This is a genomic window from Nocardiopsis sinuspersici (genome assembly GCF_001998325.1).
Taxonomy (GTDB): Bacteria; Actinomycetota; Actinomycetes; order Streptosporangiales; family Streptosporangiaceae; genus Nocardiopsis; species Nocardiopsis sinuspersici.
Map to the genome: position 1 here is coordinate 809,951 of NZ_MCOK01000001.1, position 22,476 is coordinate 832,426.

Genomic DNA, 22,476 nt, shown 5'->3' on the forward strand with positions numbered 1-22,476 from the left:
CCGGCCGGGCGCGGCGTGTCCGGCCGACGCGCGCCGCCGCGCCACGTGCGGTGCCCGCGGAGCACGCCTACCGCGCGAATCCGGGTCCGCGCACCACGGCCGCGCCCGGTCCGGAACCGCCTCCGTCCAGCACCGCCACGTCCCCGTCCCGGTCGGTGCGCAGGTTCACCCGCGCCACCCGCTCCAGCACGCTCCACGTGGACGGCGCCGGATGCCCGTAGGTGTTGTCCGCACCCACCGAGGTCACCGACACCACCGGGGCGGCGGCCTCCAGGAAGGCCGGCACCCGGGTCTTCGCCCCGTGGTGCGGGACGGCCAGGACGGTCACCGGCAGCAGGTCCGCGTCCGGCCCCTCCAACAGCCTCCTCTGGGCCTCCTCCTCGATGTCTCCGGTCAGCAGCACCGTCAGCGCCCTCCCGTCCGCACGCACCACCACCGATGCGTCGTTCACCGACCCCGTGAAGCCCGGCTCCGGCCACAGCACGCGCAGCAGCCACTGCCCCACCCGCAACCGCTGGCCGCGCTCGGCCTCCACCAACTCCACACCGGCCCCGGCCAGCAGCCGCCCGGTGGCGCCGGCACCGAACCCCGGCGGCGCCAACGCGGCCCGCACCCTCCGGTGCCGCAGCACCCCGGGTGTGCCGTCCACGTGGTCGGCGTGGTCGTGGCTCAGGACCAGCAGCGGGACCTCGCGCACCCCCAGACGCTCCAGGCACGCGTCGACCCTCTCGGGGTCCTCGCCGGTGTCGGCGACCACCGCCGCGCCCGGACCCGCGGACAGGACGAACGCGGTGCCCTGGCCGACGTCGCACGCCACCAGCGCCCACCCCGGCGGCGGCCAGCCGCCCGGCACGCACCGGGCGGCCAGGGCCAGGACCAGCACGGCCACCACGACGGCGGCGACCACGCGGCGGAACCGTCCGTGCGTGAACACCAGCACCGCCAGCACGGCGGCAAGGAAGAGGACCCCGGCCAGGTCGGAGCGCCACGGCAGCGCACCGTGGGGGATCCGGGCACCGGCCTGGGCCACCGCCGCGATCCACGACACCCCCAGCCCGGGAAGGTGCACCGCCACCGCCGCCGCGCCCGGCCACACCGTGGCCAGGGCCGCCACCGCCGACCCCGCCACGGTCACCGCCGCGACCACCGGGGCGGCCAGCACGTTCGCCGGGACCGCCACCCACGACAGCTCACCCGACAACAGCACCAGCACGGGCGAGACCGCCACCTGGGCGGCCACCGCCACGGCGAGGGCCTCCGCCACCGGGCGCGGCAGGCGCCCCGACCACGCCCGTGCCCACGGCGGCACCAGCAGCAGGATCCCCGCGGTCGCCAGTACCGACAGCGCGAACCCGAACGAGGCGGCCAGCCCCGGGGCGACGAACAGCACCCCGACCACGGTTGCGCTCAGCGCGCCGAGCGCCGCGTGGGCGCGTCCGGTGGCGATGGCCAGCAGTCCCAGCGATCCCATGAACGCGGCACGCACCACACTCGGCTCCGGCCGGCACACCAGGACGAACACCCAGATCATCGCCGCGCCGCCCGCCACCGAGCACCAGGGCGGAGCCCGCACCATCCTGGCCACCGCCAGCACCAGACCCGTCAGAACCGCCAGGTTCGCCCCGCTGACGGTCAGCAGGTGCGTCATCCCCGTCGCCCGGAAGTCCTCGGCGGTCTCCGGCGGCACCAGGGACACGTCACCGACGACCAGCGCCGGGAGGAGTCCGCGCCCGGGCTGGGGCAGGGCGGAGGCGGCCTCGCGCAGCCGCGCCCGCACCCGCCCGGCCAGGGCCTGCGACCGGCTGGGGGCGCCCACCTCCTCGGGCGGTCCGCGCACCAGCACCAGCGCGGCGGTGAGCGGTTCGTCCTCGGCGTCCAGGAAGACGCCCCGCGCCCGGAAGGACTGGCCGGGCAGCAGGCCGTGCCAGCCCCCGCCAGAGGCCAGTACCACCACCGGCGCACGGGAGGCCCGGACCCCGTCCTCCGTCCGCACCCACGAGGTCCTGGCCCCGACCACCCACTCCGCCCGTCCCGGCCGGGGCGTCCCCGAACGCGACCTCGGATCGGCGCTCACGACCGCCTCGAACTCCGCCTCGTGCTGGTACTCCGACACCTCCCCGGCCGCGCTCCCGTCCACCCGGTGCACGTGGACGCCGGTCACCGCCGCCACCGTGGCCGTGCAGGCCAGCGCCGCCACCGCGGTGAGCGCCACCGCCTCCAGCGGCGGGCGGGCCACCGCGAACAGAGCGACCGCCGCGCACCCCGCCGCCCCGCCGAGCGCCCAGGCCGCCCACGGCGGCACGGCGAGCGCCGCCAGCGCGGTGAGCCAGGCCGCCGCCGCGGGTACCAGGAGCCGGAGGTCGGGTGGCCGGTCCAGCCCGTAGGCGTCCGTCCCCAGCCACGTCACCACGGCCCGGTCACCCCACCGTCACGTGGGGCCTGAGGCTGTCGAGCACCTTCTCGCCGATCTTGCTCACGTTGACGAGGTCGTCGACACCGCGGAAGGGACCGTGCTCCTCCCGGTGGGCGATGATGTTGTCGGCGATCACCGGGCCGATGCCCGGCAGGGTCTCCAGCAGCGCCTTGTCGGCCTGGTTGACGTTCACCGGCCCGCCGATCCCCTGTGCGCCGGTCCCGTGCCCGGTCCCGGTTCCGCCGGCGGGCGGGGGAACACCCACCAGGATCTGTTCGCCGTCGGCCAGCGGACGCGCCAGGTTGAGCAGGTCGAGGTCGGCTTCCGGCAGCGCGCCGCCGGCCTCCTCGACCGCGTCGGCGACCCGCGATCCCGGAGGCAGCGTGTACAGCCCCGGTTCCTCCACCTCACCGCCCACGTGCACGACCAGGTCCTCCCGCGCCGCGGCGGCCTCCGACGCCGAGGGGCCCTCCGCCGCCTCGGCGCCACCGCTCCCCTCCTCGACCGGGTGGGCGGCGGACGCGGCCCGGGTGACCATCTCCGGTGCGGGCACCGTGGTCGGCCGGTCGTGCAGCGCCAGCACCAGCGCGACGGCCAGCGCCCCCAGCACGATCAGGGCGAGTACCGCGCGGCGGGACAGCACCGCGTTGGGCGCCCACCGGCGGGCCAGCCGCTCCAGGAGCGAGTCGGGCGGCTCCGGATCGAACTCCGTGTACCCCGACGGGGGACGCTCCGGGCGCCGGTGCCGCCCCTCGGACGGATCGCACGACGGGTCCGGGAGGCACTCCCGGGTGAGGCCCGGGGGTGCCCCCTCTCCGGTGGGCCCGTCCGGTTTCCGGACGGAGGCCGGGTGCCCCTCCAACGCGGGCTTTCCCGGTACGGGCCTCTCCGGCGGGATCCTCATCGGTACGGGCCTCTTCGGCGAGGCCCACCCCGGCACGGCCTCCTCCGGTGCGGGCTTTGCCGGCGCGCGTCCCTCCGAGGCGGGCTCCTCAGGCGCGGGCCTCTCCGGGGTGCGCCTGTCCGGCACGCGCCTCTTCGGCCCGGTACCGGACGAGGGCGCCGACGACAGGCCGCGCGGGTCGTCCCCGGACCACGTGCCGGGAGAGGCGGAGGCCTCCCCACGCCCCGGCCGGGCGCCGTGGGAGCGGGTACGGGCTCCCGCGGGGGAGTGGGCACGGGTTCCTGCGGGACGGGCACCGCGGGACCGGACGGCGCTCCCGGGCGGGGGCTGGGCCACATGGCCCTGAACGGTCTCCGGGAATCGTGTGGCGGCTTCGGCGGAGCGGGTGGTGCGGCCCCGGAAGAGCGTGCCCGGGGGCCGGGCACCGTGGGGCCGGGGAGGCGCGCCCGCGGAGTCCGGGGGCGGACGGTACGCGGTCCGCGCGGCCACGGCGTAGGGCGCGCTCGGGATCGGCGGGCCCCCGGGAGGCGACGCGGGCTCCACGAGTGGCGACGCGGGCTCCGCGGGAGGCCGGGGGATACGTGCGCGCAGACGCCGGGCGGCGGGGGAGGCGTCCAAGGGGAGCGCGCGGAGGCGGTCCTGCTGGTCGGGCACGGGGGAGTGGCGCCGGAAACGGCGCTGAGTGGTCATACGGCTACGTTAGAAAGCCGTGAACGCTGTGTCAGCAGCCGATTCCAGGCTGTGGACAACCTACGGCGGCGGTGCCGCGACCCGGGCGTGAAAAACCCCGGCCCGGTGGCGAGCACCGGGCCGGGGTCTCAGGAAGCCGGCCCTCAGGCGGACTGCAGGTCGTGCAGACGCTTGGCGATCGAACTCTTGCGGTTCGCGGCCTGGTTCTTGTGGATGACGCCCTTGCTGGACGCCTTGTCCAGCGCGCGCGCGGCGGTGCGCTGCGCGACGGTGGCCTTCTCGACGTCCCCGGCCTCGGCAGCTTCGCGGAACTTGCGGATGGCCGTCTTCAGCGAGGAGCGCACCGACTGGTTGCGGACACGAGCCTTCTCGTTCTGCCGAATGCGCTTCTTCTGCGACTTGATGTTCGCCATGCGAAAACGTGCTCCAAGTTAATCTTGATCATCGCGCCGGTCGGACCAGCGGCTCAGCTCGCGGGCAGCCGTTCCGCGAGAGGCCAGAGTGGGTACCGGCGCCGGGTGTGTGAGTCCACGGGGCTCAAAATTCGAACGTGGAAGTCCGAGACACGGACTTCCAGTATGCCTTACACGGGACACCGCTCGAACCCGGACGGGGCACACGCGGGACACGCATGTGCCCTGACGGAAGCCGGTGCGGACCCCACGGGCGCACACGGAGCCCGCACGTGCCCTCACGGAGGCCCGCACGGCCCTCGGCCGCCCCTCACGCCCCAGGGGAGAGCCACCCCGCGGTGTAGGCGGCCACGTCCCTCTCGGTCGCCTCGTCGCCCAGGTAGAACGCCACCCCCACCGTCATCCCCTCCGGCGGCTCCGCCTTGGTCACTCCCAGCCGAACGGCGGCCAGCGCGGTCACCAGTGACTCCTCCGAGTCCTTCGGCGCCCACTCGCCGCCGCCGTACGTGGGCAGCCCGAACCGCACCACCACGTCCTCGCGCCCGCGCAGGGCGGTCACCGCCTCGGTCACCTGCCGGACCACGAACCCGCCGTACAGCGCGTCCCCGGGCATCCCGGCGCCCACGCCCGGCAGCACCACCTCGTCCGCGTGCTCGGTCACCCGCGCCAGGTATCCCTGGGACCAGTACTTCTCCTCGCGCTCCATGACGAAGGACGGCACCCGCCCGCCCGGCACCAGCTCCACGTGGTGGGACCGCACCGACAGCACCGGGCCCTCGCCCAGCTCCTCGCGCACCATCGACACCAGCCTGGGAACCGACGGGTCGTTCACGGTCACCGGCCGGATCTCCAGGTGCACCCCCGTGAACCCGTCCGCGGCGACCTCGGCCACCGCCGGGGCGAGCGCCTCGCGGGCCTCCTCGTCGAGCCGGTCCCGGACCAGCGACGACCCGCTCTCCACGTGCCGCAGCCACGCCAGCGCGCGCACGTCCGGGTACTCCTCCTCCAGCCAGGACAGCAGCGCCCCGGTGTCCTCCACGCGCTCGACCGCGCCCTCGGAGTCGATGTCGCCCGCGTACACGTACACCGTGTCCACCCCGCCGGTGCCGAGCACCCGCGCCAGGGCGCCGGTGTCCTCCCACGAGCCCACCCACGCCGCGTCGGCGCCCTGGGAGGAGGCCCACGGCGCCGGTTCCCCCGAGAACTGGTGGGCGAGCAGCGCACCCGCCCCCACCACCACGACCGCGACCGCGGCCAGCCCGGCCAACAGCCGTGTCAACAGCCACTTCAACCGCCCGCTCCTCCCACGTCCGAGCCCTTCACGCCGCACGCCTCCGAACGGCCCGTTCCCGGCACCGGGTCGCATAATCTGGACACGAGTCCCGCGCCCGCGCCCCATACTGCCGTACGGGCCGCGGCCGTCCCAGGAGAGGACGACCCGGCCGCCGTGGGAAGATGGACGACGCCGTAGGCCCACGCCGCGGCGGGGCGGCGCCGACCGAGGCGCACACGACCCGGACCCAACCTTGTGAACGGAGCACGGTGGCACAGCCGAACTGGACCGATCCCGCGCTGATCCGCAATTTCTGCATCATCGCGCACATCGACCATGGCAAGTCGACGCTGGCCGACCGGATGCTCCAGATCACCGGGGTCGTCAAGGACCGCCAGATGCGTGCCCAGTACCTGGACCGCATGGACATCGAGCGCGAGCGCGGCATCACCATCAAGTCGCAGGCCGTGCGGATCCCCTTCACCGCGCTCGACGACCAGACCTACACGCTCGACCTCATCGACACCCCCGGCCACGTCGACTTCACCTACGAGGTCTCGCGCTCCCTGGCCGCCTGCGAGGGCGCGGTCCTGCTGGTGGACGCCGCGCAGGGCATCGAGGCGCAGACCCTGGCCAACCTGTACATGGCGCTGGAGAACGACCTCACCATCATCCCGGTGCTCAACAAGATCGACCTCCCCGCCGCGCAGCCGGAGAAGTACGCCGAGGAGCTCGCCGGGATCATCGGCTGCGAGCCCTCCGAGGTGCTCAAGGTCAGCGCCAAGACCGGCGAGGGCGTCGAGGAGCTGCTCAACGAGATCGTCACCCAGATCCCGCCGCCCGTCGGCGAGGCCGACGCCCCGGCCCGCGCGATGATCTTCGACTCGGTCTACGACACCTACCGCGGTGTGGTGACCTACGTCCGTGTCGTGGACGGCCACCTCAGCCCGCGCGAGCGCATCCAGATGATGTCCACCCGCGCCTCGCACGAGATCCTGGAGATCGGCGTGAGCTCGCCCGAGCCCACCAAGTGCGGCGGCCTGAGCGTGGGCGAGGTCGGCTACATCATCACCGGGGTCAAGGACGTGCGCCAGTCCAAGGTCGGTGACACCATCACCACCCTGTCCAAGCCCGCCACCGAGATGCTCGAGGGCTACCGCGAGCCCAAGCCCATGGTGTTCTCGGGCCTGTACCCCATCGAGGGCACCGACTACCCGGTGCTGCGCGACGCGCTGGAGAAGCTCCAGCTCAACGACGCCTCCCTGGCGTTCGAGCCGGAGACCTCCGCCGCGCTGGGCTTCGGGTTCCGCTGCGGCTTCCTCGGCCTGCTCCACCTGGAGATCACCAGGGCCCGCCTGGAGCGCGAGTTCAACCTCGACCTCATCTCCACCGCGCCCAACGTGATCTACCGCGTGGAGATGGAGGACGGCGAGGAGCACACGGTCACCAACCCGAGCGAGTTCCCGGCGGGGAAGATCGCCTCGATCTACGAGCCGATGGTCAAGGGCACGCTGCTCAGCCCCTCCGACCACATCGGCCAGATCATGGAGCTGTGCCAGGAGCGGCGCGGTGAGCTCCAGGGCATGGACTACCTGTCCGAGGACCGCGTGGAGATGCGCTACGTGCTGCCCATGGCCGAGATCGTCTTCGACTTCTTCGACCACCTCAAGTCCCGTACCAAGGGCTACGCCTCCCTGGACTACGAGCCCATCGGCGAGAAGCTCTCCGACCTGGTCAAGGTCGACATCCTGCTCCAGGGCGAGGCGGTCGACGCCTTCTCCGCGATCGTGCACAGGGAGAAGGCCTACGCCTACGGCGTGGAGATGACCAAGAAGCTGCGCGAGCTCATCCCCCGGCAGCAGTACGAGATCCCCATCCAGGCGGCCATCGGCGCCCGGGTGATCGCCCGCGAGAACATCCGCGCCATTCGCAAGGACGTGCTCGCCAAGTGCTACGGCGGTGACATCAGCCGTAAGCGCAAGCTGCTGGAGAAGCAGAAGGAGGGCAAGAAGCGGATGAAGATGGTCGGCCGGGTCGAGGTGCCCCAGGAGGCCTTCATCTCCGCCCTGTCCACCGACAGCGGCAGCGTCGAGGACAAGAAGAAGAAGTAGTGGTCGGGCGCCCGCCGACCGCGAAGGCGCGAGGGGCGTACCGGGTTCCGCGGGAGGGGCCGGGACGCGACGGGTACTGCGCCGTGGGCGTCCGCTGAGGGCGGTGGCGGGCGACGGCGCGGGCACGGGCGTCAGGCGTCGGCGGCGAGCCCCGGTTCTCGGCGCCCCGGTCCACGTGCGGGTACGCAAGGAGCAAGGAGGGGCGCCCCCCGGCCGGGGGGCGCCCCTCCTTCGTTCCCACGGCCGTCTCAGCCCTTGACCGCTCCGGCGGTCAGGCCCTCGGTGATGTAGCGCTGGAGGAACCAGAACACCGCCAGGGTGGGCAGGGACAGCATGATGGCGCCCACCGCGAACATGCCGAAGTTCGCGTTGCGCTGGGAGGCCACCAGTTGGTACAGCCCCAGGCCCAGCGTCTTGGCGTCGGTGTCGCGCAGGAACACGCTCGCCAGCAGGAACTCGTTGATGGTGGCGATGAACACCAGCAGGGCCACGATCGCCAGCACCGGGGTGACCAGCGGCAGCATGATCCGGAAGAAGACCTGCGCGTGCGAGGCCCCGTCCATCTGCGCGGACTCGTCCAGCTCCTTGGGCACCGTGTCGAAGAAGCCCTTCATCAGCCACGTGTTGATGCTCAGGGCGCCGCCCAGGTACACCAGCAGCAGTCCCCACCGGGTGTCGAAGCCGACCACGGGATAGTAGTCGCCGATGTTGGAGAACATCAGGTAGATCGCCACGATCGCCAGGAACTGCGGGAACATCTGGATGACCAGCAGTCCCAACAACCCCACCCGGCGTCCCCGGAACCGCATCCGGCTGAACGCGTACGCCGCCAGCGCCGAGAACAGCACCGTCACGGTGGCGTTGGCCACGGCGAAGAACAGCGAGTTCGCGTACCAGGTGACGAACGGGGTGTTCCGGAACAGGTCCACGGCGTTTTCCAGGCTCGCCCCGGAGGGCCACAGCTGCGCGCTGGACAGGGTGCCCAGCGGGTTGAGCGCCGCCGACACCACGAACATCACCGGGAACAGGGCGAAGGCCACGACCACCAGCATCACCAGGTGCCGCCAGCCCTTCCTGCGGGCCCACAGGCCCAGACGGACTCCCGTACCGCGTCGGTAGGGCGCGCGTACCGCGCCGCCGGAGGTGTCCACCGCCATCAGTCCACCTCCTTGAGGGCACTGCTCCTGCGCAGGCTGACCACGGACATCACCGACACGATCAGGAAGATCATCACCGACAGCGCCGCCGCGTACCCGTACTGGGCGGTGGCCTCGTTGAAGGCGAGCCGGTAGGTGTAGGTGATGAGCAGGTCCGTGGCGCCGGCCGTCGGGCTCTCCGGTGAGAACGGCCCGCCCTGGGTGATCAGCCACACCGCGTTGAAGTTGTTGAAGTTGAACGCGAACGTCGCGATCAGGATCGGCGTCATCGCGACCATCAGCAGCGGCAGGGTGACGTGCCGGAAGGACTGCCAGGCACTCGCCCCGTCGATCTGCGCCGCCTGGCCCAGTTCACGGGGGATGGCCTGGAGGGCGCCGGTGGCCACCAGGAACATGTACGGGTAGCCCAGCCACACGTTGGCCAGGATCACCGCCGCCCGGGCCGACCACGGGTCACCCAGCCAGTCCACCTCGAGGCCGAGTATCCGGTTGAACAGGCCGAAGTCGGTGTTGAACATGTCCCGCCACAGCAGGAACATCGCCAGTGAGCTCATCGCGTACGGCAGGACCACCAGGACCCGGTACGCGACCTTGCCGCGCAGTCCGGGCACGTGCAGGACGAGCGCGATCGCCAGCCCCAGCACGAACACCAGGAAGGTGACGGAGACGGCGAAGGCGATGTTCCATACCAGGATGGTGAAGAAGGAGGAGGCGAAGGTCGGGTCGAACAGGAAGCGGGCGAAGTTGTCGAAGCCCACGCCGACCTGCCAGCCCTGCGCCAGGCGGTCGCCGTCCTCGCTGTAGAAGGCGCCGCGTTCGTCGTCCGCGTGGTAGACCACCCCCGTCCGCGTGTCGGTGACGCAGTCGCACGCCTCGTCGTAGACGCGGGTCGCCCTGCCCTCGAAGGCGGTGGACAGCCCGCTGGAGCGGATGCCCGTGCCCTCACCGGTGGGCACGGCGAACTCCTGGAGCTCGCCGCTGCGCGCGTTGACCTGGGTGGGGGACAGGATCGTGTAACCGAAGGCCTCGGTCACCTTGCCCGAGGGCTCGACGGTCGCACCGTCGAGTTCGCTGAGCCCCTCCTCGGTTCCGGCGTAGGTGCGGCCCTCGGCGTCGGTGAGCAGGAAGACCAGCGCACCGTTCTCGGGCGCGCCGGTGGTCGCCACGGTCAGGGTGTACTCCTCGGCGTCCTCCGAACTGGTCACCGAGTACGCCTCGATGGAGGCGATGGCCTGCTGCTTGTCGCCCCGGTGGCCGTCGCTGAGGTTGGTCACCGAGGTGCTCATCGTGTAGAGCACCGGCAGGATCTGGAAGGCCACCAGGAACAGGACGCCGGGGAGCAGGTACTTGGCCGGGACGGCGCGCTTGGACAGGTAGACCCAGTAGACGAGTCCCACCACGGCGACGACCAGGCCGATTCCCCACCAGTTGTCCCCCACGTACAGGGGCAGGACCGCCCACACGCCCAGGGCGGTGAACAGGCCCAGCAGCGCGATCTTGGCGAACTGGCCCACGAGCGATCCGTTCCCGGCGAACCGGCCGCCTGGAAGGTGTGGACGGGCGGGCGCCCCCGGTCCGGAGGCGCCCGCGCCGTCGTCTCTCTTGGATGCCACCACTACTGGCCGATCTGCTCGGCGATCGTGTCGTGCGCGCTCTCCATGGCCTCGCGGACGTCCGCGCCGCCGATGATCGCGGCCTGGGCGACGCCGAGCGGCTCCCAGGTCTCGCCCATCTCCGGGATGGACGGCATCGGCATGCCCTCGGCGCCCGCCTCGGCGATCGCGGCGATGTTGGGGTCGTCGGCCGAGACCTCGTCCAGGGCCTCGGTCTGCACGGGCATGCGCGGGTCGGCCTCGTAGAGGTCGAGGACGAAGTCGGTGTCGGTGACGTAGTTGGTCACGAACTCCTGGGCCAGGGCGCTGTTGGCGCTGCCCTCGGTGACGAAGAAGGCCTGGTAGCCGATGTAGGGGCTGGCCGGCTCCTCGCCCTCGAAGCCGGGGATGGGGCTGATCTCGTAGTCGACGCCCGACTCGTCGGCGTCCGCGATGTTCCACGGGCCCGCGACGAAGAAGGGGGCCTCACCCTCGTAGAAGAGGGAGGCGTCGTTGTCGGTGGTGATGGAGCGGCGCAGCACGCCCTCGCCGTCCTCGCCGTACTCGGCGACCTTCTCCATGGCCGCGATCGACTCGTCGGAGCCCACGCCCAGGTCGGCGGGGTCCCAGTTGCCCTCCTCGTCCTGCCCGAAGAGGTAGCCGCCGGCGGAGGTGAACAGGGCGTTCATCCGGTAGGGGTCGCCCTCCTGGCCCACGGCCATGGACAGGACCTCGCTGGTCTCACCGGACTCCTTGAGCTCGGTGCCGACCTCGACCATCTCCTCGAAGGTCTCCGGAGCCTCGGGCGCCAGGTCGGCGTTACGCATGAGGAAGATGTTCTCCTGCGAGTACGGCACGCCGAAGAGCTGTCCGTCGTAGTCGAGGGCCTGCAACGAGGTCTCGGACAGGCCGGCGGCGCGGTCCTGGGGCAGCTCGACGGGCTGGACGGCGCCGTTGCGCACCAGGTTGCCGGTCCAGTCGTGGGCACCGATGAAGACGTCGGGGGCGTTCCCCGCCTGGTGGGCGTTGAGGAGGTCGCCCTGGATGTCACCGAAGGCCAGGCCCTGGACGTCGACCTTGATGCCGTTGGCCTCGGCGAACTCGGCGGCGGCGGCCTTGATGGCGTCGGCGCGTTCGGGGTCGGACCAGATGACGAGGGTGCTCTCGGCCGCGGTCTCGCCGCCCTCGTCGGCGCCACCGCCGCCGCACGCGGTCGCCGTCAGCGCGATCGCGGCGATAGCCGTGACCGCAGGTGCGCTGCGGAATCTCATGGTGTCTTCCTTCCGGGAGGCCGTACTGAGGAGGTCGCGCATGCGCTTCGTCGGTGGCCCCGGGCCGGGCATGCGTGGTGATGTGACGCTAGCAATAACTTGCAAGCTTTGAAAGACTTTGCGGGTTCCCTGCATAAAGATGTGGAAACGCAGTGGAAACGAGGGCGTGACATCCTGCGGTGCGTAGCGGCACTGTGACGCCAGGATGATCATCCGTGTGATGAACAGAAGTTTAGTAACACCATTGAACACACCGTGCCGGACCGCTCGGAAGCGTTCGTGACCTGCGTCTCGGCCGGTGGCGCCGCGGACCCGGGTCCACGGGTGCGGGCGGTACCGGGGCGTGTGCTCCGGTACCGCCCGGGCGGGGTCAGCCGCGCAGCCACACCGCCGTCTCGGCGGGCAGCGTCAGGGCGTCCCCGGTCGGCTCGTCGACCGGGCCGCTGGCCACGAGCACCTCGCCCGGGGCCGCAAGCTCCACGGCCTCACCGGTGAGGTTGGCCGCGACACGCACACCGGACCCGCGCTCGAAGTACAGCACGCCCTCGGGCGCGTCCAGCCAGGCCATCGACCCGTCGCCGAGCGCGTCCAGTTCCCGGCGCAGGCGCAGCGCCCGGGTGTACAGCTCCAGGGTCGAGTCCTTCACACCGCGCTGGGAGGCGCGCGACAGGGCGCCCCAGCCCTCGGGCATCGGCAGCCACGGGACGCTGCCCTCGGGGCCGAACCCGTACGGGGCGCTCCCGTCCTCCCACGGCAGCGGCACCCGGCAGCCGTCCCGGCCGCGGTCGGTGCGGCCCGAACGCTCCCACGTCGGGTCCTGCAACGCGTCCTCGGGCAGGTCGGTGACCTCGGGAAGGCCCAGCTCCTCGCCCTGGTACATGTACACGGAGCCGGGCAGGCCCAGCATCAGCAGCGTCGCCGCGCGCGCCCGGCGCAGTCCCTGCTCGCCCCCGCCGAAACGGGTCACGTGCCGGGTCACGTCGTGGTTGGACAGCACCCACGTGGTGGTCGCGCCCACCGCGCCGTTGGCCGCCAGGGAGCCGTCGATGACCTCGCGCAGCCGGCCGGCGTCCCACGGCGCGGTCAGGTACTCGAAGTTGAACGCCTGGTGCAGCTCGTCCGGGCGCAGGTAGCGGGCCACCCGGTCGGCGCTCTCCACCCACGCCTCGGCCACCAGGGCGCGGTCGCCCGGGTACTCGGCCGCGATCCGCGACCAGCGGCGGTAGATCTCGTGCACGCCGTCCTGGTCGAAGTAGGGCAGCGTCGTACTGCCGTCGAGCAGGTCGGCCTTGGCGTCCTCGGCGATGTCGGGCAGCTCGGGGTCCTTGACCATGCCGTGCGCGACGTCGATGCGGAAGCCGTCCACTCCCCGGTCCAGCCAGAAGCGCAGCACGTCGTCGAACTCGTCGTGCACCTCCTGGCTGGTCCAGTCGAAGTCGGGCTGCTCGGGGTCGAACAGGTGCAGGTACCACTGCTCGGGGGTGCCGTCGGGCCGCTTGAGGCGGGTCCAGGCCGGACCGCCGAAGATCGACTTCCAGTTGTTGGGCGGCTCCTCCCCGTCGGGCCCGCGGCCGTCCCGGAAGATGTACCGCGAACGGGCGTGGTCGCCCGGCTCCGCGGCCACGGCCTCGCGGAACCACCGGTGGGCGGAGGAGGAGTGGTTGGGCACGACGTCGATGATCAGGCGGATGCCCGCGTCGTGGGCGGCGGCCAGGAGGGCGTCGAAGTCCTCCAGGGTGCCAAAGCGCGGGTCGACGTCGCGGTAGTCGGCGACGTCGTATCCGCCGTCGGCGAGGGGGGATACGTAGAACGGGGTCAACCAGATCGCGTCCACGCCGAGCTCGGCCAGGTGGGGGAGGCGCTCACGGATACCGGCGAGGTCGCCCTCCCCGTCACCGTTGGAGTCGGCGAAGCTGCGCACGTAGATCTGGTAGATGGCCGCGTCACGCCACCAGTGCGACTGAGGCTCCATCAGTGGGGGTCCTTCCCTATGGGCGACTGCAAGTTCTTGCGCAAGATTACCGCCAACTTTCGGCCATGTGACGCCGATCTCGACTAGAGTTGCGCCTATGGGTCCACGACTTGCCGACATCGCGCGGCACGCAGGCGTCAGCGAGGCGACCGTCTCGCGGGTGCTCAACGACAAGCCTGGTGTCGGCAGCGACACACGCAAAGCCGTCCTGACCGCTCTGGACGTGCTCGGCTACGAACGCCCGGCCCGGCTGCGGCAGCGTTCGGCGGGTCTGGTCGGCATGGTCATACCCGAGTTGGAGAACCCGGTCTTCCCGATGTTCGCCCAGGCCGCCGAGGGGGCGCTCGCCCAGCGCGGGTACACGCCCGTACTGTGCACCCAGACCCCCGGCGGAATAACCGAGGACGAGTACGTGGAGCTGCTCCTGGAGCGCAACGTCTCCGGCATCCTCTTCGTCTCCGGGCGCCACGCCGACACCACCGCCTCCCACGAGCGCTACCACGCCCTGGTCTCGCACAGGCTTCCGATCGTGCTCGTCAACGGGTTCGCCGACACCATCCCCGCCGCGTTCATCTCCTGCGACGACCGGGAGGCCGGCCGTCTGGCCGTCGACCACCTGGTCGCCCTCGGCCACACCCGCATCGGCTTCACCAGCGGTCCCGAGCGCTACGTCCCGGTCCGCCGCAAGCTCGACGGCTACCACCAGGCCCTGGCACGGCACGGACTGGACGGCGACGACCTCGTGGAGCTGTCGCTGTTCGGCGTGGAGGGCGGCCACGCCGCCGCCTCCAGGCTCATCGAGCGCGGCGTCACCGCCATGGTCTGCGGCTCGGACATGATGGCCCTGGGCGCCATCCGCGCCGCCCGCCAGCGCGGCATGCGCGTCCCCCGGGACTTCTCGGTCGTGGGCTTCGACGACTCCCAGCTCATCGCCTTCACCGACCCCCCGCTGACCACCGTCCGCCAGCCGGTGAGCGCCATGGCGCTGGCCGCCGTGCGCGCCCTGTGCGACGAGATCGCCGGGCACCCCGTCTCCCACACCGAGTACGTCTTCGACCCCGAGCTGGTCGTCCGCGGATCCACCGCGATCGCCCCCGCCCGCAGGCACGCCCCCGAAGCGACCTCCGTCACCTCCCCGACCCCCTCCGCCACACGGGTCCCCTCCGTCGACACCGCCTCCGCCGACCACGAGGCCGACCGTCCCCGGGTCTGAGGCCCGCGGCCGCCACAGCGGCTGAGGGGTCCCGGGCACTCGCGCGCGTGCCCGGGCACCTCGTCCCGTCGGCGACACTGGGGACATGCCTTCCGTTGCCCTCGACGGCGATCCCGTACCGAGCACCGGGGAACTGCCCGAGCAGTCCCTCGCCGAACTCGGCGACCGGCCCCTCGGGTTCTACGTCCACGTGCCCTTCTGCGTCACCCGCTGCGGCTACTGCGACTTCAACACCTACACGGCCGAGGAGCTGGTCTCCCGGGACGGGACCGCCACCGCCTCCCGCGACAACTACGCCGACCAGGCCATCGCCGAGGTGGAACTGGCCGACCGGGTCCTGACGGGGAGGCGCCCGCCGGTGAGCACCGTGTTCGTCGGCGGGGGGACGCCCACCCTGCTGTCCGCCGAGGACCTGGGCCGGATCGTCGCCGCGGTCCGCGACCGCTTCGGGCTCACCCCCGACGCCGAGCTGACCACCGAGGCCAACCCCGAGACCGTCACCCCCGACTACCTGGAGCGGCTGCGCCGGGCCGGGTTCACCCGGATCTCCTTCGGCATGCAGAGCGCCCGCACCCACGTGCTCAGGGTGCTGGAGCGCGGCCACACCCCCGGCCGCCCCGAGCAGTGCGTGGAGTGGGCGCGCCGGGCCGGGTTCGAACACGTCAACCTGGACCTGATCTACGGCACGCCCGGCGAGAGCGACGACGACTGGCGGGCCTCCCTGGAGGCCGCGGTCTCCGCCGGACCGGACCACGTCTCCGCCTACTCGCTCATCGTCGAGGAGGGCACCCGGCTGGCCGCACGGGTCCGCAGGGGCGAGCTCACCGAGCCCGACGACGACGCGATGGCCGACCGCTACCTCATGGCCGACGAGGTCCTCTCCTCGGCCGGGTTCACCGCCTACGAGGTGTCCAACTGGGCGCGTACCCCCGAGGGGCGCAGCAGGCACAACCTGCTCTACTGGACCGGCGGCCACTGGTGGGGCGTGGGGCCGGGCGCGCACGGCCACGTCGGCGGCACCCGCTGGTGGAACGTCAAGCACCCCGCCGCCTACGCCGCCCGCCTGGCCGCCGGGGACAGCCCCGGCCTGGCCCGCGAGGTGCTCACCGGGGAGGAGCGCCGCTTCGAGCGCGTCCTGCTGGAGCTGCGCGTGGAACAGGGCTGCCCGCTGGACCTGCTGGAGCCGCACGGCCGCGTCGCCGCCGAGAGGGCCGTCGCCGAGGGCCTGCTGGACCCCGACGCCCACGAGGCGGGCAGGGCGGTCCTCACCAGGCGGGGGCGCCTGCTCGCCGACGCCGTGGTGCGCGATCTCACCTGAGGGCCCGCCGCCCGTGCCCGGACACGGCGAAGGGGCCCGGCCGGTGGCCGGACCCCTTGTGCGCCGCACACGGTCCTACTTGACCCAGCTGACGTTGAACGGGTAGCGGTACCACTCGCCGCGGCTGGCGGCCATACCGCCCAGGATGCCGAAGACGATGGACACGACCCAGACGACGAACCAGGTCAGGGCACCGATGATGACGATCATCAGGACGCTGGAGATCAGGTAGCCGATCAGGATCAGGAGCTGGAAGTTCAGCGCCTGCGCGGACTGGTCGCGGATGAACGGCGACTCGTCCTTCTTCAGCAGGTAGATGATCAGCGGGACGAGCCAGCCGAGGAGGCCGCCTCCCAGGTGGGCGAACAGGCCCATCTGGCGCTCGTCGGAGTTGGGCTGGCCGGTCGTGGCCGAGGAGTGGCCGTAGCCTCCCGGCTGGCCGTAGCCGCCCTGCTGGTAGCCGCCCTGCTGATAGCCGGGCTGCTGGTAGTTGCCGGCCGGGTAGCCGCCGCTCTGCTCCTGGTACCCGGGCTGACCCGGGTAGCCGCCGGGAGGAGGCGGGTAGCCGCCCTGCTGGTAGCCGGGCTGACCCGGCTGGTCGGGGTGGCCCCCGCCGGGGTGCCCGGGCTGGGAGGGGTAACCACCGCTGGGGTGTCCGGGCTGGGAGGGGTACCCGCCGGATCCCTCCTGGCCCGGCTGCTGGCCCTGGCCGTGGGGGTCCTCGGGTGGATTGCTGGGGTAGGACATCGTTGGTTCCTTTGCGCGGACGAGTCGGACTACACGCGGGCGGGGATCACTTCAGCAGACGGATACTCACCGGATAGCGGTACCACGTTCCCTTGTTCGCGCCGCTGGCACCTAGGACGCCGAAAACGATGGCGCCGATCCATATCAGGGCGATCAGGAGGGAACCGATCCAGGACATCTCTGGGAAGAAGATACCCAGACCGATGAAGACGACCCAGGCGAAGACGTACGGAATCAGCAGGGTGAGCTGGAAGTTCGCCGCCTCCGACGCGTGGTGGCGCACGAAGGGCGACTGGTTGCGCTTGGCGAGGTAGACCGCCAGCGGCGGGATCCACCCCAGGCAGGCGACCACGAAACCGGACAGGTGGGCGAGCATGGCCACCAGCGTGCCGTCGTCGCCGCCGGGCTGCTGCTGGGCCTGGCCGGGGGCACCCGGCGGTCCGTACGCCGCGGGGGCTCCCGGGTACTGGGGCTGCTGGCCGTAGCCCGGCTGCTGGGGCTGGCCGTACTGGGGCTGCTGGCCGTATCCGGGCTGTCCGTGACCCGGCTGGGCCCCGGAGGGCTGTCCGTAGGCGGGCTGGCCGCCGGAGAACTGCTGCCCGTACTCCTGCTGCCCGTAGCCGGGCTGTGGGGCCTGGGGCTGCTGCGGTTGCCCGTACCGGGGCTGCTGCTGGTCGTACCCGGGCTGTTCGGGGCCACCGGGAGGAGCGAAACCGGGCGGCTGCTGTCCGTAGGCGGGCTGGCCGCCGACCTGTTGTCCCTGGTCGGGCTGGGGTGCGTACGGTGACTGGGCTCCGGAGGGCTGTCCGTAGGCGGGGTGGGCACCCGGCGGTCCGTACGCCGCGGGGGCTCCCGGGTACTGGGGCTGCTGGCCGTAGCCCGGCTGCTGGGGCTGTTCGTACCGGGGTTGCTGGGGCTGGCCGTACTGGGGCTGCTGGCCGTATCCGGGTTGACCGTGACCCGGCTGGGCCCCGGAGGGCTGTCCGTGGGCGGGCTGGCCGCCGGAGAACTGCTGCCCGTACTCCTGCTGTCCGTACTCTTGCTGCCCGTAATCCGGCCGCTGTCCGTGGCCGGGCGGCTGTTCCTGGTCGGGCTGGGGTGCGTACGGTGACTGGGCTCCGGAGGGCTGTCCATAGGCGGGGTGGGCCCCCGGCGGCTGTTCGTACCGGGGCTGCTGCCCGTACCCGGGCTGCCCACCCGAGGGCCGGTCCTGGTCCGGCTGCCGGGGCCTGTCGTGCTCCTGCTGCCCGTCGTCGGGCTGCTGCCCCTGGTGGGGGTCCTCCGGGGACGGGGGATTCGTCGGGGTCTCGCTCATGCTCTTCCTTGGCTCCGCTGGTGGGATGCGGTTCTCGTACTACCGGGCTGTACCGACGACCGCGCAGGGCCGGAGGCGGGGAGGACCCGAGGCGCCGACGGCGCCGACACCTCGCTCTGGGCGAAATCCTAGGTCCTGCCGCTGTTCCCTTCGTGCGGCGCTTCCTGGGGGAGGTCCGGGTGCGGTCCGGTGACGAAGTCGATCAGCTCCTCCACCCGGCCGAGCAGGGCTGGCTCCAGATCAGCATAGGTACGGACCGATCCCAGGATCCGGCGCCACGCCTCGCCCGTCTCCATCCGCCACCCCAGAGCCCGCACGACCCCCTCCTTCCAGGGAACACCGCGCGGCACCTCGGGCCAGCCCGCGATGCCCACGGCACGCGGCCGCACCGCCTGCCACACGTCGACGTAGGGATGGCCGGCCACCAGCACGTGCTCGCCGCGCACCTGTTCGGCGATCCGCGTCTCCTTGGAACCCGGTACCAGGTGGTCCACCAGGACCCCCAGCCTCCTGCCGGGGCCGGGTGAGAAGTCCGCCACGATCGACGGCAGGTCGTCGATCCCCTCCAGGAACTCGACGGCCACCCCCTCGACGCGCAGGTCGTGGCCCCAGACCCGCTCCACCAGTTCGGCGTCGTGGACGCCCTCGACGTAGATCCGGCTCTCCCTGGCGGTGCGCGCTCGCGCGCCGGGCACCGCCACCGACCCGGAGGCGCTGCGCAGCGGCCCCCGCGGAGCCGCGGCGGGGCGCACGAGCGTGGCCGGTTCGCCCTCGACCAGGAACGCGGCCGGTCCGAGTTCGAACACCCGGCGGCGGCCGTGCCGGTCCTCCAGGGTCACGGTCGCCTTGTCCCAGGTCACCACGGCCCCGCAGAACGCCTCGTCGGCGTCCTCCACGACCAGGTCACGGGCCAGGGGCACCTCGCGCACGGCCCCTTTCCCGGGCCTGCGCCAGTCCCCGGCGAGCACGTCACGGCCGTAACGGCTGTTTCCCTTGGTTGCCACGGTCGTGCAGTCTACTGGTGCGGGGCCTCGGCCCCCTGCGGTGGTGGCGCGTGCCGCCGATCCGGTGGGAAGAAGGAAGGAAGAGGCCGCGTCCCGGTGTTCTACCCACCGGTAGCCGACCGGGTTTGCGGCCGGGCATAGAATTAGCACTGAGGACCATGGAGTGCCAGGAGGTGGCGAGTTGCTGGATGAGCGCAAGCTCGCGGTCCTGCGTGCCGTCGTCGAGGACTTCGTCAACACCAACGAGCCCGTGGGATCCAAGGCGTTGGCCGACCGTCACCGGCTCGGCGTCTCCCCGGCGACGATCCGCAACGACATGGTCGCTCTGGAGGAGGACGGCTACATCACCCAGCCGCACACCAGTGCCGGCCGGGTGCCCACGGACAAGGGGTACCGGCTCTTCGTCGACCGGCTCTCCTCGGTCAAGCCGCTCTCGTCCGCGGAGCGGCGCGCCATCGAGTCCTTTCTCACCGGCGCCGTGGACCTCGACGAGATCGTCGCCCGCACCGTGCGGCTCCTCTCCCAGCTCACACGCCAGGTCGCGATCGTCCAGTACCCCTCGCTGACCCGCTCGTCGGTTCAGCACGTGGAGCTGATCCCCCTCGGGACCCAGCGGGTCATGATGGTCGTGATCACCAACACGGGCCGTGTCGAACAGCGTGTCATCGACGGTTTGGGCGAGATCAACGAGACCGCCGTCAACGACCTGCGCGGCATGCTCAACCGGGCCATCTCCGGGCTCTACCTCGGCGAGGTTCCCGGCGCGGTGGAGGACCTTCCCTCCCAGGTCCCGCCCGAGCACCGCCACATGGCGCTGTCGGTCCTCTCCGTCCTTCTGGAGAGCCTCGTCGAACGGCACGAGGAGAAGATCGTCCTCGCGGGGACGGCCAACCTCGCCGCCGTCGACTTCGCGGCCAGTCTGCGGGACGTCCTGGAGGCACTGGAAGAGAACATGGTCCTCATCCGTTTGTTGGGAGAGGCGAAGGACCCGTCGATGCTCACGGTGCGCATCGGCGCGGAGAACTTTCACGAGGGACTCAGATCCACTTCCGTCGTCTCGGCCGACTACGGTGTGGGAAACCAGTCGCTCGCCAAGATCGGCGTGGTGGGGCCCACCCGGATGGACTACCCCGGGACGATGGGAGCAGTACGCGCCGTGGCTCGGTACATCGGACAGATTTTGGCAGGACAGTAACTCAGTGGCCAGAGACTATTACCAGGTTCTCGGGGTGCGTCGGGACGCCTCCAAGGACGAGATCAAGAAGGCCTACAGGCGGCTCGCACGCGAGCTGCATCCGGACATCAACCCGGACCCGGCCACCCAGGATCGCTTCAAAGAGGTGACCCAGGCCTACGAGGTCCTCTCCGACGAGAGCAAGCGTCGGATGTTCGACATGGGACAGGATCCGTACGCCCCCGGCGGGGGCGGCGGCGCCGGAGGCTTCGGCGGCGCGGGCGGATTCGCCTTCGACGACATCATGAACGCGTTCTTCGGCGGAGGCCAGCCCGGTGGGCGCGGCCCCCGGGAGCGGGTCCGCCGCGGCCGCAGCATCAAGATCCGGGTCGAGCTGGACCTGGCGGAGACCGCGTTCGGGGTCAGCAAGGAGATCACCTTCCCCACCGCCATCCTGTGCGAGACGTGCCAGGGCGAGGGGACGGCGGCCGGGTCGCACCGCACCACGTGTGACATGTGCCACGGCCAGGGAGAGGTCTCCCAGGTCACCCGGTCCTTCCTGGGCCAGGTCATGACCTCCCGCCCCTGCCCGCAGTGCTCGGGCCAGGGATCGGTCATCACCAACCCCTGCGCCGACTGCGCGGGCGAGGGCCGTGTGCGCGAGAAGGTCACCCGGACCGTCAAGATCCCCGCGGGCGTCGACGACGGCACCCGCATCCAGCTCGCCGGCGAGGGGGAGGTCGGCCCCAACGGCGGGCCGCGGGGCGACATCATCCTGGAGATCCTCCAGCGCCCGCACCCCACCTTCGAGCGCCGCGGCGACGACCTGCACTGCACGGTGACCGTTCCCATGACGGCCGCCGCGCTGGGCGCGTCCTTCGCCTTCGACACCCTCGACGGGACCGAGAACATCGACCTGCGCCCGGGCACCAACTCGGGCCACGTCATCACCCTCCCCAACAAGGGCGTCAGCCACCTCGACGGCGGCGGCCGGGGCGACCTGCGTATCCGCGTGGACGTGGAGACCCCGGGCAAGCTGGACGAGGAGCAGGAGGCGCTGCTGCGCAAGTTCGCCGAGCTGCGCGGCGAGGACCAGTCCCCGGGCCGCTTCAGTCCCGGGCACGGCAGCTTCTTCGCCAAGATCCGCGACGCCTTCGGCGCGAAGTGACACCACCGGTCTTCCTGGTCGGTACCGCGGACCTCGCGGCCGACCGGGTGACGGTGGGCGGCGCCGAGGGCCGCCACGCCGCCGTGGTGCGGCGCGTCCGGGAGGGCGAGACCGTCGACCTGTCCGACGGCCGGGGCCTGGTCGCCCGCTGCACCGTGGCCGCGGTGGCCAAGGACCACATCGTCTGCGCGGTGGTGGAGCGCCGGGAGGACCCGGCCCCCCGCCCCCGCCTGACCGTGGTCCAGGCACTGCCCAAGGGCGACCGGGGCGAGCTGGCCGTGGAGATGATGACCGAGGCCGGGGCCGACGCGATCGTGCCCTGGTCTGCGGAGCGCTGCGTCACCCGCTGGAAGGGCGAGCGGGCGGCCAAGTCGCTGGCCAAGTGGCGTGCCACCGCCCGTGAGGCGGCCAAGCAGGCCCGGCGCGGACGGCTGCCCGAGGTCGCCGACCTCGCGGACCGCTCCGCGGTGGCCGACCTGCTGGCCGCCGCCGACCTGGGGATCGTGCTGCACGAGGACGGCGACGACCGCCTGTCCGAGCTGGAACCGCCCACCGGCGACGGCCCGGGAATCGTCCTGGTGGTCGGTCCCGAGGGCGGCTTCTCCGACACCGAACTCGACGCGTTCACCGGCGCGGGCGCGGTCCGGGCGCTGCTGGGCCCGAGCGTGCTGCGCACCTCCACGGCCGGGGTCGCGGCGCTGTCGGTGCTCCAGGCGCGCACCGGCCGCTGGTAGACGCCGT

General features: G+C 72.0%; 19 protein-coding genes. 8 read left to right on the forward strand and 11 right to left on the reverse strand.

Features of this window, described 5'->3' with window-relative positions; genetic code table 11:
* Positions 1-67: 67 nt before the first annotated feature.
* The 4 genes from NOSIN_RS03410 to NOSIN_RS03425 form a co-directional block, all read right to left on the reverse strand.
* Entirely contained in the window at positions 68-2,410 is a 2,343-nt protein-coding gene (locus NOSIN_RS03410; RefSeq protein WP_077689333.1) for a ComEC/Rec2 family competence protein, read from the reverse strand.
* A 7-nt stretch (positions 2,411-2,417) separates the two neighbouring features.
* Entirely contained in the window at positions 2,418-3,317 is a 900-nt protein-coding gene (locus NOSIN_RS03415) for a ComEA family DNA-binding protein (RefSeq protein ID WP_077689334.1), read from the reverse strand.
* Between the two features lie 833 nt (positions 3,318-4,150).
* On the reverse strand, positions 4,151-4,420 hold the full coding sequence (gene rpsT, locus NOSIN_RS03420; RefSeq protein WP_077689335.1) for a 30S ribosomal protein S20: 270 nt from the start codon (positions 4,418-4,420) through the stop codon (positions 4,151-4,153).
* 310 nt (positions 4,421-4,730) lie between these two features.
* Positions 4,731-5,711: a hypothetical protein gene (locus NOSIN_RS03425; protein WP_077689336.1), complete on the reverse strand. Its 981-nt coding sequence runs from the start codon at positions 5,709-5,711 to the stop codon at positions 4,731-4,733.
* A 251-nt stretch (positions 5,712-5,962) separates the two neighbouring features.
* Here NOSIN_RS03425 and lepA point away from each other — a divergent pair, with 251 nt between their 5' ends.
* Positions 5,963-7,804, forward strand: a complete 1,842-nt coding sequence (lepA, locus tag NOSIN_RS03430; protein ID WP_077689337.1) for a translation elongation factor 4 — start codon at positions 5,963-5,965, stop codon at positions 7,802-7,804.
* A 248-nt stretch (positions 7,805-8,052) separates the two neighbouring features.
* Here the strand turns inward: lepA and NOSIN_RS03435 are convergent, their stop codons facing one another.
* From NOSIN_RS03435 to NOSIN_RS03450, 4 genes are all read right to left on the reverse strand, one after another.
* A complete protein-coding gene (locus NOSIN_RS03435) occupies positions 8,053-8,961 on the reverse strand; it encodes a sugar ABC transporter permease (protein WP_077689338.1) in 909 nt (302 codons plus the stop codon).
* Positions 8,961-10,574 (reverse strand): ABC transporter permease subunit, encoded by a 1,614-nt coding sequence (locus tag NOSIN_RS03440; RefSeq protein ID WP_077693381.1) that lies wholly within the window; start codon positions 10,572-10,574, stop codon positions 8,961-8,963. Before NOSIN_RS03440 ends, NOSIN_RS03435 begins: the two co-directional genes overlap by 1 nt.
* A 2-nt stretch (positions 10,575-10,576) precedes the next feature.
* Complete coding sequence (locus NOSIN_RS03445; protein ID WP_077689339.1) at positions 10,577-11,824, reverse strand: sugar ABC transporter substrate-binding protein; 1,248 nt, start codon at positions 11,822-11,824, stop codon at positions 10,577-10,579.
* Positions 11,825-12,194: 370 nt separating this feature from the next.
* On the reverse strand, positions 12,195-13,796 hold the full coding sequence (locus NOSIN_RS03450; RefSeq protein WP_077689340.1) for a glycoside hydrolase family 13 protein: 1,602 nt from the start codon (positions 13,794-13,796) through the stop codon (positions 12,195-12,197).
* 97 nt (positions 13,797-13,893) lie between these two features.
* On the opposite strand from NOSIN_RS03450, the gene NOSIN_RS03455 reads away from it, so the two are divergent.
* Together NOSIN_RS03455 and hemW are read left to right on the forward strand one after the other, a co-directional pair.
* Positions 13,894-15,009: a LacI family DNA-binding transcriptional regulator gene (locus tag NOSIN_RS03455; protein WP_077689341.1), complete on the forward strand. Its 1,116-nt coding sequence runs from the start codon at positions 13,894-13,896 to the stop codon at positions 15,007-15,009.
* 85 nt (positions 15,010-15,094) lie between these two features.
* Positions 15,095-16,327 carry a radical SAM family heme chaperone HemW gene (hemW, locus tag NOSIN_RS03460; RefSeq protein ID WP_077689342.1) on the forward strand — a complete coding sequence of 411 codons (1,233 nt, stop codon included), beginning with the start codon at positions 15,095-15,097 and terminating at the stop codon, positions 16,325-16,327.
* Positions 16,328-16,402: 75 nt separating this feature from the next.
* Here hemW and NOSIN_RS03465 read toward each other — a convergent pair whose 3' ends face one another.
* Together NOSIN_RS03465 and NOSIN_RS03470 are read right to left on the reverse strand one after the other, a co-directional pair.
* Positions 16,403-17,074 carry a DUF4870 domain-containing protein gene (locus NOSIN_RS03465; RefSeq protein ID WP_077689343.1) on the reverse strand — a complete coding sequence of 224 codons (672 nt, stop codon included), beginning with the start codon at positions 17,072-17,074 and terminating at the stop codon, positions 16,403-16,405.
* A 46-nt stretch (positions 17,075-17,120) separates the two neighbouring features.
* Positions 17,121-17,450: a DUF4870 domain-containing protein gene (locus tag NOSIN_RS03470; RefSeq protein ID WP_077689344.1), complete on the reverse strand. Its 330-nt coding sequence runs from the start codon at positions 17,448-17,450 to the stop codon at positions 17,121-17,123.
* On the opposite strand from NOSIN_RS03470, the gene NOSIN_RS27430 reads away from it, so the two are divergent.
* Both NOSIN_RS27430 and NOSIN_RS27435 read left to right on the forward strand, forming a co-directional pair.
* Positions 17,439-17,861: a hypothetical protein gene (locus NOSIN_RS27430; protein WP_077689345.1), complete on the forward strand. Its 423-nt coding sequence runs from the start codon at positions 17,439-17,441 to the stop codon at positions 17,859-17,861. The two genes, NOSIN_RS03470 and NOSIN_RS27430, sit on opposite strands and share 12 nt — an antisense overlap.
* A gap of 30 nt (positions 17,862-17,891) precedes the next feature.
* Positions 17,892-18,185, forward strand: coding sequence for a hypothetical protein (locus tag NOSIN_RS27435; protein WP_077689346.1), 294 nt, complete (start codon positions 17,892-17,894; stop codon positions 18,183-18,185).
* A gap of 332 nt (positions 18,186-18,517) precedes the next feature.
* On the opposite strand, the gene NOSIN_RS03485 is transcribed toward NOSIN_RS27435, so the two are convergent.
* Positions 18,518-19,393 carry a DUF3097 domain-containing protein gene (locus NOSIN_RS03485; protein ID WP_077689347.1) on the reverse strand — a complete coding sequence of 292 codons (876 nt, stop codon included), beginning with the start codon at positions 19,391-19,393 and terminating at the stop codon, positions 18,518-18,520.
* Positions 19,394-19,574: 181 nt separating this feature from the next.
* Here NOSIN_RS03485 and hrcA point away from each other — a divergent pair, with 181 nt between their 5' ends.
* The 3 genes from hrcA to NOSIN_RS03500 are packed head-to-tail and all read left to right on the forward strand — an operon-like array spanning position 19,575 to position 22,469.
* On the forward strand, positions 19,575-20,588 hold the full coding sequence (gene hrcA / locus NOSIN_RS03490; RefSeq protein ID WP_077689348.1) for a heat-inducible transcriptional repressor HrcA: 1,014 nt from the start codon (positions 19,575-19,577) through the stop codon (positions 20,586-20,588).
* Positions 20,589-20,592: 4 nt separating this feature from the next.
* On the forward strand, positions 20,593-21,735 hold the full coding sequence (gene dnaJ, locus NOSIN_RS03495) for a molecular chaperone DnaJ (protein ID WP_077689349.1): 1,143 nt from the start codon (positions 20,593-20,595) through the stop codon (positions 21,733-21,735).
* Positions 21,732-22,469, forward strand: a complete 738-nt coding sequence (locus NOSIN_RS03500) for a 16S rRNA (uracil(1498)-N(3))-methyltransferase (RefSeq protein ID WP_077689350.1) — start codon at positions 21,732-21,734, stop codon at positions 22,467-22,469. The genes dnaJ and NOSIN_RS03500 overlap by 4 nt, the downstream gene beginning before the upstream one ends.
* Positions 22,470-22,476: the final 7 nt, after the last annotated feature.